At 34.9% G+C, this 15,773-nt stretch carries 11 protein-coding genes; 3 read left to right on the forward strand and 8 right to left on the reverse strand.

From position 1 onward, the window contains the following. Window positions 1–57 precede the first annotated feature (57 nt). Window positions 58–1,232, forward strand: a protein-coding gene (locus BMX64_RS04320; protein ID WP_244273223.1) for an IS3 family transposase whose coding sequence is annotated in 2 segments (ribosomal slippage) — window positions 58–325 and window positions 325–1,232 — 1,176 coding nt in all. Because the reading frame shifts where the segments join, the coding sequence is not laid out codon by codon here. A gap of 15 nt (window positions 1,233–1,247) precedes the next feature. On the opposite strand, the gene BMX64_RS04325 is transcribed toward BMX64_RS04320, so the two are convergent. From BMX64_RS04325 to gltB, 4 genes are all read right to left on the reverse strand, one after another. Next, window positions 1,248–1,577, reverse strand: a complete 330-nt coding sequence (locus BMX64_RS04325) for an alkaline phosphatase (protein WP_143056054.1) — start codon at window positions 1,575–1,577, stop codon at window positions 1,248–1,250. Window positions 1,578–1,732: 155 nt separating this feature from the next. Then, window positions 1,733–2,953, reverse strand: a complete 1,221-nt coding sequence (lysA, locus tag BMX64_RS04330) for a diaminopimelate decarboxylase (RefSeq protein ID WP_091166563.1) — start codon at window positions 2,951–2,953, stop codon at window positions 1,733–1,735. Window positions 2,954–3,124: 171 nt separating this feature from the next. After that, window positions 3,125–4,579 carry a glutamate synthase subunit beta gene (locus BMX64_RS04335; protein ID WP_091166564.1) on the reverse strand — a complete coding sequence of 485 codons (1,455 nt, stop codon included), beginning with the start codon at window positions 4,577–4,579 and terminating at the stop codon, window positions 3,125–3,127. Between the two features lie 2 nt (window positions 4,580–4,581). Continuing rightward, a complete protein-coding gene (gene gltB, locus BMX64_RS04340; RefSeq protein ID WP_091166565.1) occupies window positions 4,582–9,099 on the reverse strand; it encodes a glutamate synthase large subunit in 4,518 nt (1,505 codons plus the stop codon). Between the two features lie 408 nt (window positions 9,100–9,507). On the opposite strand from gltB, the gene sucC reads away from it, so the two are divergent. Together sucC and BMX64_RS04350 are read left to right on the forward strand one after the other, a co-directional pair. Then, complete coding sequence (sucC, locus tag BMX64_RS04345) at window positions 9,508–10,701, forward strand: ADP-forming succinate--CoA ligase subunit beta (RefSeq protein WP_091166566.1); 1,194 nt, start codon at window positions 9,508–9,510, stop codon at window positions 10,699–10,701. Between the two features lie 160 nt (window positions 10,702–10,861). After that, a complete protein-coding gene (locus tag BMX64_RS04350) occupies window positions 10,862–12,430 on the forward strand; it encodes a protein adenylyltransferase SelO (RefSeq protein WP_208858960.1) in 1,569 nt (522 codons plus the stop codon). A 73-nt stretch (window positions 12,431–12,503) separates the two neighbouring features. On the opposite strand, the gene BMX64_RS04355 is transcribed toward BMX64_RS04350, so the two are convergent. Genes BMX64_RS04355 through BMX64_RS04370 form a run of 4 tightly spaced genes read right to left on the reverse strand, consistent with a single transcriptional unit; the run spans window position 12,504 to window position 15,736 of the window. Beyond that, window positions 12,504–13,160, reverse strand: a complete 657-nt coding sequence (locus BMX64_RS04355; protein WP_091166568.1) for a Rossmann-fold NAD(P)-binding domain-containing protein — start codon at window positions 13,158–13,160, stop codon at window positions 12,504–12,506. Between the two features lie 2 nt (window positions 13,161–13,162). After that, a complete protein-coding gene (locus tag BMX64_RS04360) occupies window positions 13,163–13,630 on the reverse strand; it encodes a DUF1456 family protein (RefSeq protein ID WP_091166569.1) in 468 nt (155 codons plus the stop codon). A 58-nt stretch (window positions 13,631–13,688) separates the two neighbouring features. Further along, window positions 13,689–14,720, reverse strand: a complete 1,032-nt coding sequence (locus BMX64_RS04365; RefSeq protein ID WP_091166570.1) for an aminotransferase class I/II-fold pyridoxal phosphate-dependent enzyme — start codon at window positions 14,718–14,720, stop codon at window positions 13,689–13,691. A 5-nt stretch (window positions 14,721–14,725) separates the two neighbouring features. After that, window positions 14,726–15,736 (reverse strand): dipeptide epimerase, encoded by a 1,011-nt coding sequence (locus BMX64_RS04370; protein ID WP_091166571.1) that lies wholly within the window; start codon window positions 15,734–15,736, stop codon window positions 14,726–14,728. Window positions 15,737–15,773: the final 37 nt, after the last annotated feature.

Genomic DNA, 15,773 nt, shown 5'->3' on the forward strand with positions numbered 1-15,773 from the left:
TTGGACATGCTAACTTAGCCATCACAGAAAGTTAAGAAATAATCTTAATTTTAGCCTATGAAACAAGTCCGCAAAATTTATGACAAAGCTTTTAAAGGAAAAGCCGTTCAATTGAGTTATGATAGAACAAATGTATCAGAACTCGCCAGAGAGTTGGGAGTCACAGCACCACAGTTGTATAAATGGCGTAAAGAGTTTGAGGAATTTGGAGAAGGAAGTTTTCCTGGGAAAGGAAATTTAAAACTCACTCCCGAGCAAGAAAAAATCCACGAACTGGAGAAAAGACTCAAAGATGCCGAGTTAGAACGTGATATATTAAAAAAAGCAATCGGCATTTTTTCCAAGAGCGTTCGATGATTTATAGTTTCATAAAAAGCAATGAACAACTATTCCCGATTGAAAAAATGTGCAAAGTTCTACAAGTGAGCAGCGGAAGTTATTACCGATGGAAAAAACAAGCAATCACAGCAAGACAACAACTAAAAATTACCATAAAGGAACAGATAACATTGATTTATTTTGCAGCCAAGCAAAGATATGGAAGTCCTAGAATAACATTGGAATTACAGTATTTAGGTTATAAAGTTTCACGAATTACAGTTGCAAAATATATGAAAGAACTTGGCTTACGGAGCAAATTAAGCAAGAAGTTCAAAGTTACAACCAACTCAAATCATAATTATTTAGTTGTCGAAAATGTATTAAACAGAGAGTTTATTGTAAAAATGCCTTCAAAAGTTTGGGTTTCGGATATTACATATATCCAAACTAAAGAGGGGTTTGTATATCTGACCACTATTATGGATTTATACGACAGAAAAATTATCGGTTGGAGTTTGAGTGACGGAATGAGTACAGAAGAAACTACGCTTGGAGCTTGGAAAATGGCGGTTAAAAACCGAGATATTGATGAAGGTTTGATTTTTCATTCTGACAGAGGTGTTCAATATGCCAGTAAAAAGTTTGTAAATGTTCTTGATTCCTATAAAAAAATAACCCGCAGTATGAGCCGTAAAGGAAATTGCTGGGATAATGCTGTGGCGGAAAGCTTCTTCAAATCTTTGAAAACGGAATTGATTTATGGGAACAAACTGATTTCTAAAGAACAAATGAAACTAGAAATCTTTGAATACATTGAAATTTGGTACAATAGAAAAAGGAGACATTCTGCTTTGAATTATGCAACTATTGAAGAATTTAATAATCAAATTAATTACAAAAATGTAGCTTAACTTAATGTGCAGTTTTTATTTGCATATCCAAGAACTTGCTGCAGCGGAATCTGTAACAATTGATGATGCTGATGCCATGTCCATCAATGCTTGTGTTACTTTGTTGTCTTTATACAATTGGATCCAATTACTCCCTTTACCTGTTTTTCTATTTAGATAGATATCAGCCATGTTGAGTGTACCAATGCTCATTCCGTCACTAACGATTACAATTATATTTTTTGCTTTTTTATTTTTTTTTAAAGTGTCAAAATCTAGCTTGTTCGCACTACCTTCAAAAGGATTTAGGAGTGTAGCACCAATAGCAAATAAAGAACCGTTCTTGAAAAATTTCCGTCTATTCATTGTTAGTTTTTTTGTAAGAAGTTCAAAAATAAAGAAACTCTTTCACTGAGTATGTTAAGGATTGATTATTTTTTGGAATAAAATAATTTTACAAAGAGATTGGTTTTTAATGTAAAAAACAATCCCATTCACGGTGGTAAATGGGATTATTTAGTTTATTTTGTTGTTACAGCTACTGGTAACGGAATTTGATTTTTAAGAATATCTTCAAAGGTTTCATGTGCTCTGATTAAATGGCCTTCACCATTCATCCATAAAACTTCGGCGGGCTTGTATCTCGAGTTATAATTGGAAGCCATGGAGAAACAATAGGCTCCTGCATTTCTAAAAGATAAAATATCACCTTCTTTTATTTCTGCAATTTTTCTGTTATTGGCAAAAGTATCGGTTTCGCAAATATATCCTACCACGGAGTAGAAACGCTCTTTCCCTTTTGGATGTGATATATTTTCGATATGATGTTGTGAACCATAAAACATTGGTCTAATTAAATGATTAAAACCACTGTCTATACCTGCGAAAACTGTTGAAGTAGTTTGTTTAACTACATTTACTTTAGCCAAAAAGAAACCTGCTTCACTTACTAAAAATTTCCCTGGTTCAAATATCAAGGTTAATTCTTTTCCATATTCGGTACAAAAGGCATTGAATCTTTTGGATAATTTTTTACCTAATTCTTCAATGTCAGTTTCGATATCGTCTTTTTTATAAGGTACTTTAAATCCACTTCCGAAGTCTAGGAATTCAAGGTTTTTGAAGTTTCTTGCGGCATCAAATAATATTTCTGCAGCATACAAAAATACTTCGATATCTAAAATATCAGAACCGGTATGCATATGGATACCCACAATGTTCATTTTAGTGTTTTCAACAATACGAACTAAATGAGGCAATTGGTGTACCGAAATACCAAATTTACTATCAATATGACCAACAGATATATTTGCATTTCCACCAGCCATTACGTGCGGATTTATTCTAATACATACTGGAACATTTGGATATTTTGTACCAAATTGCTCTAATATGGATAAGTTGTCAATATTTATTTGAACTCCCATCGCCGATACTTCTTCAATTTCTTCAAGAGAAACACCATTAGGAGTGTAAAATATTTTGTCTGGGTCGTAGCCGGCATGAAGTCCTAATAATACTTCTTGAATGGAAACAGTATCTAATCCTGACCCCATTTCTTTTAATAACTGAAGTATAGCAACATTCGACAAAGCCTTCATTGCATAATTGATGCGCAACTTATCTACCTTTGAAAAAGCTTTCGTTAATCTGTTGTATTGAGATTGTATTTTTTCGGCATCATAAACGTATAATGGACTGCCAAATTGTTCTGCTAATTGTACTAAGTCTTTTGATTGCATGATTATTAATTTTGAGCAAATTTATTACTCTTTATTTAGTCCCACAAGCTAATGAATGAATTCTAACAAATTCTAACAAAAAGTTATAAATTAAACATTTATTTGAAATTTTATAAAAAAAATAACCCTTGACAAATTTTTTTATCAAGGGTTATAAAATGGTATTCAGCACTACAAGTTGGGTAAATCGCCATTTCCTTTGGTTGGTAAATTGGTATATCCCATCAAGTATTTATCGACTTCTCTGGCAGCTTCACGGCCTTCAGATATTGCCCAAACAATTAATGATTGTCCTCTTCGCATGTCGCCCGCAGTAAAAATATGAGAAACATTCGTTTGATAATTGGTCGCTTTATAGTTGCTTCTCATATCAATTTCTAACCCTAATTGATCACTTAATGTTTTCTCTGGGCCTGTAAATCCAAGTGCCAATAAGGCTAAATCACAAGGCCATATTTTTTCTGAACCTTCTTTTTCTATCAATTCAGGTCTTTGTCCCGGTGTCATTTTCCAGGCCACTTCAACGGTTTTTAAACCTACAAGTTCTCCTTTTTCATTAGAAATGAATTCTTTGGTGTTGATTAACCAGTTTCTATTACAACCTTCTTCATGTGAAGAGGAAGTTTTTAATTGCAATGGCCAAAATGGCCAAGGTGTAGTTTCACTTCTTCCAACTGGTGGTTTTGGTAAAATTTCAAAATTAGTAACCGATTTGGCTCCATGTCTGTTTGATGTTCCCACACAATCAGAACCAGTATCTCCACCACCAATAACGATCACATCTTTACCGGTCGCCACTATTTGATCAGCAACTACCTCACCATATAGTGATTTTGTTTGTTGTGTCAAGAAAGTCATTGCTTGAACAACTCCTTTACTTTCTATTCCTTTAGTAGGCAAACTTCTTCGTTCGGTTGAGCCACCACATAATACTATAGAATCAAAAGTGTTCAATTCTTCAATACTATAGTTTACGCCAACATTTACATTCGTTTTAAAAGTGATTCCTTCAGCTTCTAAAACAGCAACGCGTCTGTCAATAATTCCTTTTTCCAATTTGAAATTTGGAATTCCATAACGCAATAATCCACCAATGGCATTGTCTCTTTCAAAAACAGTAACAGTATGTCCAGCACGATTTAATTGTTGTGCAGCCGCTAAACCAGCAGGACCAGAACCTATTACAGCTACAGTTTTCCCTGTTCTGACTTCTGGTGTTTGTGGTTTGATCCAACCTTCAGCAAAACCTCTTTCGATAATATTTTTTTCAATATTTTCGATTGCTACCGGCTCGCTGATAATTCCTAACACACATGATTTTTCACATGGAGCAGGGCATAAACGGCCTGTAAATTCTGGAAAGTTATTGGTTGATTGTAATATTTCCAAGGCGCTTTCCCATTCTTCCTGATGCACCATATCATTAAAATCTGGAATCAAATTTCCTAATGGACAAGCGCTGTGGCAAAATGGAATCCCACAATCCATACATCTGGATCCTTGTTCTTTGATTTTATCTTTGGTTAACGGAATTGTAAATTCATTATAATTCGATACTCTTTCTGGAACAGCAACATTACTTTCGTCGGTTCTAGTATATTCTTTAAATCCTCCTATCTTTCCCATGACTATAGTGCTAGTAGTTCTTCAATTTGTTTTTCTTCGGCTAATCTTTGCAATGCTTTTTTGTAATCTGTAGGCATTACTTTGATAAAATGGTTGCGTTGGTTTTCCCAATCTTCTAAAATCCTTTTTGCCAAAGGACTATTAGTATACATAGAATGATTTTTTATCAAACGTCTCAGTTTAGTAAAATCATCCTCTTCTAATGTTTCAAAAGCGACCATTTCCATATTACATAATGTGGCATCGAATTTTTTATTTGGATCAAAAACATAAGCAATACCACCGCTCATTCCTGCAGCAAAATTTCTTCCTGTTTTTCCTAAAACCACTACAGTTCCTCCGGTCATGTATTCGCATCCATGATCTCCAATCCCTTCTACAACAGCTGTTGCTCCAGAATTTCTCACACAAAAACGTTCTCCAGCCATACCATTTATATACGCTTCACCAGTGATTGCTCCATAAAGTGCAACGTTACCAATGATGATATTTTCTTCTGGTTTGAAAGTGGCAGCAGGTGGGACTTTGATAATTAATTTACCTCCGGAAAGTCCTTTTCCTAAATAATCATTACAGTTTCCATGTATCTTGAAGGATAGACCATTAGTTGCAAAAGCACCAAAACTTTGTCCGGCAGAACCTTCAAAATCAACTAATATGGTGTCCTCAGGCAATCCTTGAGCGCCGTAAATTTTTGAAATTTCATTACTCAATATAGCTCCAACGGAACGATCCGTATTTTTAATATTAAAAGTGACTCTTGTTTTTTCTTTTCTATAAATAGAAGGAATAGCCGCTTTTATAATTTCAAAATCAAGTACATGGTCTAAAGCATGGTCTTGTGTAGTTGTATTATGGTTTGGAACTTCTTTAGCTTTTTCTGGCTTATATAAGATTGTAGATAAATCTAATCCACTTGCTTTATAATGCTTGATGGCTTTATTGACATTCAATTTTTGAGATTGTCCTACCATTTCTTTTAATGTTCTGAACCCTAATTGTGCCATGATTTCTCTCAACTCCTCAGCAATAAAATACATGAAGTTGATGATGTGTTCCGGCGTTCCTTTGAAATTTTTTCTCAATTCAGGATCTTGCGTTGCAATACCAACTGGACACGTATTCAAGTGACATGCTCTCATCATGATACAACCAGATGCTACTAAAGGAGCGGTTGCAAAACCAAATTCTTCAGCTCCAAGTAATGCAGCAATAGCGACATCACGTCCTGTTTTTAATTGTCCGTCACATTCTAAAACTACGCGACTTCTTAAATCATTTAAGATTAATGTTTGTTGCGCTTCGGCAAGTCCAAGTTCCCAAGGAATACCCGTATGTTGTAGTGAAGTTAACGGCGCTGCTCCGGTTCCTCCGTCGTATCCTGAAATCAAAATCACGTCGGCTTTTGCTTTAGCAACACCTGCAGCTATTGTTCCAACACCTACTTCAGAAACTAATTTTACATTAATTCTAGCTTCACGATTGGCATTTTTTAAATCAAAAATTAACTGTGATAAATCTTCAATAGAGTAAATGTCGTGGTGTGGCGGCGGTGAAATTAATCCAACGTAAGGTGTTGAATTCCTAACTTCAGCAATCCAAGGCACTACTTTTTCTCCAGGTAATTGTCCACCTTCTCCAGGTTTTGCACCCTGAGCCATTTTTATTTGAATCTCTTTGGCATTGGTCAAATAGTTTATAGAAACTCCAAATCTTCCAGAAGCAACTTGCTTTATAGCACTATTTCTAGAATCTCCATTTAAGTCTTTTTGGAAACGCTTTGGATCTTCTCCACCTTCTCCAGAATTACTTTTTCCACCAATTCTGTTCATGGCAATCGCCAGATTTTCATGAGCTTCCTGACTTATGGAGCCATATGACATGGCACCAGTTTTGAATTTTTTTACAATTTCAGTCCATGGTTCCACTTCGTCAATTGAAATAGGATCTAAGTTATTAAATTCAAATAAACCTCTAATAGTCATCAAGTTTTCACTTTGATCATTGACCATTTTGGCATATTCCTTATAACTTTCAGGGCTATTTAGACGGACTGCTTGTTGTAATTTAGAGATCGTTGTTGGGTTAAACATGTGTTTTTCCCCATTTCTTCTCCATCGGTAAATTCCTCCAATTTCTAAAGGCAATAAATTACTGACTTTTGAATTTGGAAATGCTTTTTGGTATCGCTTCTTGATTTCTTTTTCGACTTCCATCAGACCAATTCCTTCAATTCGGGAAGGAGTGTAAGGGAAATATTTAGAAGTGAATGTTTTATTTAATCCTAAAATTTCAAAAATTTGTGCCGCTCTGTACGAATGTAATGTCGAGATGCCAATTTTATTCATGATTTTCAGAATCCCTTTTGCAATAGCTTTGTTATAATTTTTGATGGCATAATCCGCTTTCACACCAGTGATAAAACCTTCGTTTACTTGGTTATGAATTATTTCATTCACCATGTAAGGATTGATTGCGCTAGCTCCGTAACCAAATAATAAGGCAAAATGATGTGGTTCGCGAGGTTCTGCGGATTCAATTATGATTCCAAATTTAGAACGAACTTTTAGAATGTTAAGCGAATGATGTACGTAAGAACACGCCAATAACATTGGTATTGGAGCCATTTTTTCACTAACTCCTCTATCTGAAAGAATAACAATATTACAACCTTCCGTAACTGCTTTGAAAGTTGCTTGTACGGCTCTTTCTAAAGCACGTTCTAATCCGTTTACTCCTTTTTCGATATCGTATAAAGTGGAAATAGTGACTGATTTGAAATCAGCATGATCAATGTTTTTTACTTTATCTAAATCCTCGTTTGAAATTACTGGATTTTGAATTTTTAGTTTCTTACAATGCTTTGGAACAATGTCAAAAATATTATAATCGCCACCAATCGCTAAACTGATATCAGTAATAATTTCTTCACGAATACCATCCAAAGGTGGATTGGTAACCTGAGCAAATAATTGTTTGAAATAGTTATATAAAAGCTGTGGTTGATCTGATAAAACCGCTAACGGAGTGTCATTTCCCATGGAACTTAATGCTTCTGCGCCTTGAGCTCCCATCGGGTTTATGATTGTTTTTAAATCCTCTAAAGTGTATCCAAAGAGTCTTTGTCTTGTTTCAAAATCTATGTTTTCAACAGGAATTGCATTGTCAGTGTACGGTATTTGAGCTAATTGTACTAAATTTTCATCCAACCATTGTTTGTAAGGACGTTTAGTAACAATAGCATTTTTGATTTCGTCATCTTCAATAATTCGACCTTCGTTCATGTCCACAAGGAACATTTTTCCCGGTTCTAAACGACCGTGTTGAATTACATCTTCTGGTTTGATATCAAGAACACCAATTTCTGAAGACATAATTACGAAACCACTTTTAGTCAATGTATAACGTGAAGGACGCAATCCATTTCTATCCAATAAAGCACCAATAACGTTTCCGTCAGTAAAAGGAATAGAAGCCGGACCATCCCAAGGCTCCATGATACAAGCGTTATATTCGTAAAATGCTTTTTTGTCGGCTGACATCGTTTGGTGTTTTTCCCAAGCTTCAGGAACGACCATCATCATTGCTTCCGGTAAAGAACGACCAGTCATCAACAATAGTTCAATTACCATATCCATTGAAGCGGAATCTGATTTTCCTTCTAAAATAATTGGGAATAATTTCTTGATATCATCACCAAAAACGTCACTTTTCATCAGTTCTTCACGAGCACGCATGCGGCTAATATTGCCACGGAGTGTATTAATTTCACCATTGTGACACATATAACGGAACGGCTGTGCCAATTCCCAAGATGGAAATGTATTGGTAGAAAATCGTTGGTGAACCAAAGCTAATCGGGTTACCAGATCGTCATCCAATAAATCCGTATAATACCTGCTGATATCTTCCGGCATCAACAAACCTTTGTATATTATGGTAGTAGTCGAGAAACTGGAAAAATAAAACATGTGACTTTCTGAGATTCTTGAATTTCGAATCGCATGTTCTGCTATTTTTCTCGCTGCAAATAATTTAGCGTTAAATTGTTGTTCTGTTAGGTCTAAACCATTTTTAACTACGAATACTTGTTTAACTGTTGGTTCTTTCTCGCCGGCAATTCGTCCTAAATTTGATGCGTCTACCGGAACGTCTCTCCATCCTAATATTTCTAGATTTTGATCTCGTATTGATGTTTCAAAAGTGGTTTTACAAAAAACAACTTGGTTTTTACTTTTTGGCATAAAAACCATTCCTACTGCATATTCCTTAGTTTCCGGGATATCAAATTCACAAACTTTCTTAAAAAAATCATGTGGGATATCAAATAATATTCCTGCTCCATCTCCAGTTCTACCATCTGAACTCACAGCGCCCCGGTGTTCTAATTTGATTAGAATATCCAGTGCTTTGTGTATAATATCATTTGACTTAATTCCATTTAAATTACAAATGAATCCTGCTCCGCAATTGTCGTGTTCAAATTCGGGCAAATAAAGGCCTTGTTCTTTAACTTTCATGCTTAAATTTTTTTCTACAAAATTAAAGATTTAGTAACATATAATAGGTGTAAAGGTTAAAAATGGCTTGTTTTTACAGTTCTAATAGAAAAAGGTTAAATAAATCTCAATAATGATATTTAAACACATCCGATTTGATTTTTCGATAAAATGGAAATGACAAAATACTGATTAAAGCGTTGATTTTGAAAGAAATATTTTGCCAATCATTAATCGTGATTATTTATAACAAATTTGTAATTAATTTTTATATTTTTTTAAAATAGGAGAGCGTTCTGTTTTTGTTTAAAATATCTCTATTTTGACCTATATTTAATTAAAAAAAAAAATAACAGTTAAGTTTAATTTTGCTATTTTTGTGGCACTTTTATTCTGAAAGAAATTCAGAAGCCAGACAAATTCTATATTATGAACATACACGAATATCAAGGAAAAGAGATTTTAGCTAGCTACGGAGTTCGCATTCAGCGCGGAATCGTTGCTAATAGCCCTGTAGAAGCTGTTGCTGCTGCAAAACAATTAACTGCCGAAACTGGTACAAGTTGGTATGTTGTAAAAGCCCAAGTTCATGCAGGTGGACGTGGAAAAGGTGGTGGAGTTAAACTTGCCAAAAATTTACAACAAGTTGAAGAGATTTCAGAGCAAATCATCGGAATGCAATTGATTACACCTCAAACTTCTGCTGAAGGTAAAAAAGTACACAAAGTTTTAATCGCTGAAGATGTATATTATCCTGGTGAAAGTGAAACTTCTGAGTTTTATGTTTCGGTTTTATTAAATAGAGCTACAGGTCGTAACATGATTATGTATTCTACTGAAGGTGGAATGGATATTGAAGAAGTTGCAGAACACACTCCTCATTTAATTTTTACTGAAGAAGTAGATCCTTCTGTTGGATTACAGGGTTTTCAAGCAAGAAGAATTGCTTTTAACTTAGGTCTTTCTGGAAATGCTTTCAAAGAAATGGTAAAATTCATCGATTCTTTATACAATGCTTATATTGGATCTGATGCATCGATGTTTGAAATCAACCCGGTTTTAAAAACATCTGACAATAAAATTATGGCTGTAGATGCTAAAGTAAATATCGATGATAATGCTTTATACAGACAAAAGAAATATGCTGATATGCGTGACATTCGTGAGGAGAACCCAATCGAAGTGGAAGCAAAAGAAGTTGGTTTGAACTATGTAGATCTTGACGGTACTGTAGGATGTATGGTGAACGGAGCTGGTCTAGCAATGGCAACCATGGATTTAATTAAGTATGCTGGTTTTGAGCCTGCTAACTTTCTTGACGTAGGAGGAACTGCTGATGCAAAACGTGTTGAAACTGCTTTCCGTATTATCTTAAAAGATCAAAACGTAAAAGCAATTTTGATTAATATTTTTGGTGGAATCGTTCGTTGTGATCGTGTGGCGCAAGGAGTAGTTGATGCTTACAAAAATATGGGTGATGCAATTAAAGTGCCAATCATTGTTCGTTTACAAGGTACAAATGCAGCTATTGCAAAAGAATTAATTGATAATTCAGGAATGCCAATTTTATCAGCTGTTGAATTCCAAGAAGCAGCCGATCAAGTAAAAGCAGCACTTTCTTAATTAGAAAAATTGTTATATATTGAAAATCCTGTTTGCTACGGCGAACAGGATTTTTTTTTGGAACGGCGACAATTTTAAAGATAACAAATCATAATAATAATTGAAAGTGTAAAGTTTTCTGGTTTACAACGATTATCTTTGTTTTTAATGTTTTTTAGTAATTATGAAACTTCAGATACAAAATAATTTTACTGCCGAATTACCTGCTGATTCTAATGAAAACAATGTTCCAAGACAGGTTCATCAGGCCTGCTACTCGTTTGTATTACCAAAAAAGCCTTCAAATCCTTCACTAATTCATACTTCAATTGAAGCAGCTAATGCGATTGGTCTTTCTCAGGAAGATATACTTTCCGCTGATTTTTTAAATACTTTTTCAGGAAGCACCATTTTTCCGGGCACAAAACCATATGCTTTGCCTTATGCTGGACATCAATTTGGGAATTGGGCCGGACAATTAGGAGATGGTCGCGCTATCAATCTTACTGAAGTAGTTCATGAAAATAAGTCGTACACATTACAACTAAAAGGAGCAGGGCCTACACCATATTCCAGAACTGCAGATGGTTTTGCCGTACTGCGTTCTTCCATTCGAGAGCATTTATGTGCCGAAGCGATGCATTATTTGGGTGTGCCTACCACGCGTTCGCTTTCGTTGATGCTTTCTGGCGATCAAGTGTTGCGTGATGTTTTGTATAATGGTAATCCTGCTTATGAAAAAGGCGCTATCGTTTGTAGAGTGGCTCCTTCATTTATCCGTTTCGGTAGTTTTGAATTATTTGCTTCGCGTGAAGATCATGTTAATCTCAAATTACTGGCTGATTTTACTATCAAACATCATTTTTCTCATATTCAAAAAGAGGGTGTAGAAAAATATCTGGCGTTTTTTCAAGAAGTTACTCAAACAACGCTGAATATGATTGTGCACTGGCAACGCGTAGGTTTTGTTCATGGCGTTATGAATACCGATAATATGTCTATTCACGGTATCACAATTGATTATGGACCTTATGGTTGGTTGGAAGATTATAATTCCTGCTGGACGCCAAATACAACCGATAACCAACATAAAAGATACCGTTTTGGCAATCAACCTGAAATTGCGCTGTGGAATCTGTATCAATTGGCGAATGCGTTGTATCCTTTAATTCAGGAAGCGAAACCGCTGGAAACTATTTTAGATGCTTTTAGTGCGGATTATGAAAAAGAGTATTTGAATATGATGCAAAATAAGCTCGGGTTACAAATCAAAAAAGAACAAGATATTATTTTGATTCAAAGTTTGACTCAATTGCTTGAAAAGGTAGAAACTGACATGACTATTTTCTTTAGAAATCTAAGTAATTTATCCAAAGCTGATGCAGCAACAACCGCTTTCAATTCCATAAAGGATGCTTTCTATAATGAAAAGGATTTGGATCAAACTATTTTGAAAGATTGGCACGATTGGTTAGAGAAGTACAGCCTTCGAATTAATGAAGAAGCACTTTCTGATTCTGAAAGAAAAGAGCAGATGAATTTAGTTAATCCAAAATACGTGCTGCGAAATTACATGGCGCAATTGTGTATTGATGATGCGGATAAGGGAGATTATTCTTTGCTAAACGAGTTATTCGAAATGCTAAAAAAACCGTATGATGAACAACCAAATTTTCAAAAATGGTTTGCCAAAAGACCCGATTGGGCCAGAGATAAAGTAGGATGTTCAATGTTAAGTTGTAGCTCTTAAATTCTTTTTATGGAAAATTACTTTTAATTGTATAAAAAAATCCTGAACTCTCATTCAGGATTTTGATATTGTATTAGTTTCCAATTTCTTGAATCACATCCGATTCATATATTTTGAAACCTGTATCGTTTTTTTGTGCAATTTTCAAAAGTGCTTTAGCTACTGTTTTACCTTCAATGGGTTTGTACTTTTTCAAGTTTCCAAGGAATAAGAAGGAAAGTGTTTTCATGAAGAAAGCGCCCACTTTTTCTCCTAATCTGAATTCAGTTCGGTTTCCCAAAAGAAGTGAAGGTTGCAATACAGCAACGCTTTCGAAATTACAATCTTTAAGAAAATCTTGAATTTCTCCTTTTGTTTTCAAATAGAAATTTCCAGAATTTGCATCAGCGCTAAGAGAAGAAATAATCAAGTATTTTTGAACTTTATTCTGCAAAGCAAAAGCCGCAAACTGTCTAGGATATTCAAAATCTACTTTTCTAAAATCTTTTTTACTTCCCGCTTTTTTGATTGTTGTACCAATCGTGCAAAAGAAATCATCGCCAACAACTAAATTTTTATAGGTTTCCGGCTTGTCAAAATCAATGATGTGTTGCGTCAATTTTGGATGCTTTATTCCTGTATCTCTTTTTACGAAAGTGATTACTTTAGCGTAATGTGAACTTTCCAAAAGTAAATTCAATAATTCTGAGCCTATTAAACCGGTGCTGCCAATAATTAATGCCGTTTTCACAGTTATGATTTTTTATTTTTGCCGAAATTAAATTTCACTTTCTCTACAACCTGAACTTTTGGAGTTCCTTTTGAGAATTGTTTTTTGAACGGTTTCTTTGCAGCAGGTTTCGATTTTGAAGGACTTTCATCGCCTCTTGATCTTTCTTCGTCTCTTGGTTTTGCTTTGAATTCTGCTCTTTCCGAAGCTCCTTCTTTTACAGGAATTTGAGCTTTATGTTTGGCTAAAACATCATTCGGGTTTTTTGGATTTTCTTTCGTTCCACGCAAGTGAATTACCAATGCATTTAGGAAGTTTCGCAACACTTGGTCACCACATTCCATGTAATTTTCATGTTTTTCATCACGGAAAAAAGCACCCAATTCTGATTTAGTGATTCTAAAATCTACTAATTCTAATATTTCAACTATTTGATCGTCACGCAACATTAATGCTACACGAAGTTTTTTAAAGATATCGTTATTTGTCATCATATTCTAATTTTTTACAAAGGTACGGTTTAAAAGCAATTGGACCACAATTTTAGATTCAGAATTGGTTTTGGTTCAGAAAGTGAATTATGGTATCCAAATCTTTTTTTTTATGATTGGCAGTAATTACAATTCTGTTTAAATCTTTAGTGTCCGTTGGATATTTAAAATTGGTTACAATAATTTTATTCGCCGTGAAAATTTCATTTATTCCTTCGATTTCCGGATAAATGAGCGGATATTCGGGATCAAAAAGGACTGCTTTGTTTTTAATTAAATGAGCATTAATGTAGTTTAAATTGTCGTTTAATTTCAGATGCTGTTGCAAATAAATCGCTGCTGCATCAGCCATGGTTTGCACAAAGGCTGCATTCATACCAGCACTGGAAACAAAAGTATCGTGAGTTGACATATTATTAATAAACTCAGAATCGCTTGCAATTACTCCACCCGTTAATCCAAACGCTTTACCTAAAGATGATACCATGATTTTCCTTTTAATATTAGAAAGATTGATTGTCGAAATAATTCCGCAACCATTTGTTCCTAAAATTCCAAGTGAATGTGATTCGTCGATAACCAAAGTGATTTCTTTATTAGACGGAATAGAACTTAGAATCGTAAAATCGACCGGTTGTACATGAAAAGAAGGAACCGAATCCGTTAGAATCGTAATTTTTTCAGTTCTATTATCCAACAAACGAGGATTTAATTTTTCTCCGATAAAAACTGGTAAACTATTTGGCACTTTGATGGCCGCGTGCGAATCCGGAAAATGAAAAAATAAATCGGTTTCAGGAGTTAATGTTTCAACAACTAATTTCCCCGCTAGCATACCGGAAGAAACCGTAAGTGCGGCATCGGATTTGATGAAATTGGCTAAAAATCGTTCTCCTTTTTCGTATGCGCTCAATTGAACATTAGCGCTTCTTGAACTTCCAAATGCGGTTCCCCATTGCAAGATATTTTTGATAATCAGCTTTTGGAATTCAGGATGCGTTGGTAAACCTAAATAAGCAGTTCCGCCAAAATAGAGATATTCTTCATTTTCGATTTCAATTGTTCGATCCGGAAATTGGTTGACTTTCATTTATCCTAAATTAAAGTTACACCCGTTCCGTTTAATTCTGAATAGTTTATTTTTCCAAAATCGATTTTCACTCCTGTGGCAATATCTTCAGCCAAAAGCAATGCGCCGTCCATATCTACATAATCCAGTTGTGGCAATAAATGCGCAATGGCTGATATTCCAACAGTAGATTCAGTCATACAACCCAACATCGTTTTTAAACCTAATTTCTTGGCTTCCTGAATCATTCGTCTTCCGGGCGTCAGTCCGCCACATTTTACCAACTTCACATTCACACCATGAAAATGATTATGACATTTGGCTACATCTTCTTCTATAATACAACTTTCGTCAGCGATAATCGGTAAAACCGAATGTTTAAAAACTTCCTTGTGTCCTTCCCAATTGTCGGCTTTCATGGGTTGTTCCAAAAATTCCACACCTAATTTTTTTAATTCCGCAGCATTATTAATAGTTTCTTCTACGCCCCAACCACAATTGGCATCAATTCGAAAAATGGCATCGGTATGTTTCCGAAGTTCTTTGACAATGGCAATATCTTCTTTGGTTCCCAATTTTATTTTATAAATCGGCCAAGGCAGTTCCTTCATTTTTGCCACCATTTTTTCGATGGATGCAATTCCAATCGTGTAATCTGTCAATGGATTTTTGTCGGTGGTATAATTCCACAATTCGTATAATTTCTTTCCTTTTTTGCGCGCATATAAATCATTGTATGCCATATCCAAAGCGCATAGCGCAAACATATCGTGTTTTAAATACGGGTGTATTTTTGCCCAGAAATCTTCAGGAGTTTCATTTGTAGTGGTTTCGATTATAGTCCGAATTTTTTCTAAATCCTGCATCATTACCGGAACGGTTGTCTTGTAATAAGGATTTGAAGTTGCTTCGCCAAAACCGGAATAACCATCACTTTTTAATTCCACAATCAAAGAAGGCTGAGAGTCAATCGATTCTCTCGAAATCGTGAATGTATGTTTTAATTTGAGCTCGTATTCTCTTAAGATTATTTCCATTTGGGGTTTAATTTTACTATTTGTTGTGTTTGTTTGA

Origin of the sequence: Flavobacterium sinopsychrotolerans (assembly GCF_900110375.1) — a bacterium.
In the GTDB taxonomy this organism is placed as follows: Bacteria; Bacteroidota; Bacteroidia; order Flavobacteriales; family Flavobacteriaceae; genus Flavobacterium; species Flavobacterium sinopsychrotolerans.

Coding starts and splice junctions, on each gene's coding strand:
- sucC (WP_091166566.1), top strand. CDS start 9,508: ATGAACATACACGAATATCAAGGAAAAGAGATTTTAGCTAGCTACGGA.
- lysA (WP_091166563.1), bottom strand. CDS start 2,953: ATGCAATCAAAAGACTTAGTACAATTAGCAGAACAATTTGGCAGTCCA.
- BMX64_RS04370 (WP_091166571.1), bottom strand. CDS start 15,736: ATGGAAATAATCTTAAGAGAATACGAGCTCAAATTAAAACATACATTC.
- BMX64_RS04325 (WP_143056054.1), bottom strand. CDS start 1,577: ATGAATAGACGGAAATTTTTCAAGAACGGTTCTTTATTTGCTATTGGT.
- gltB (WP_091166565.1), bottom strand. CDS start 9,099: ATGAAAGTTAAAGAACAAGGCCTTTATTTGCCCGAATTTGAACACGAC.
- BMX64_RS04365 (WP_091166570.1), bottom strand. CDS start 14,720: ATGAAAGTCAACCAATTTCCGGATCGAACAATTGAAATCGAAAATGAA.
- BMX64_RS04360 (WP_091166569.1), bottom strand. CDS start 13,630: ATGACAAATAACGATATCTTTAAAAAACTTCGTGTAGCATTAATGTTG.
- BMX64_RS04335 (WP_091166564.1), bottom strand. CDS start 4,579: ATGGGAAAGATAGGAGGATTTAAAGAATATACTAGAACCGACGAAAGT.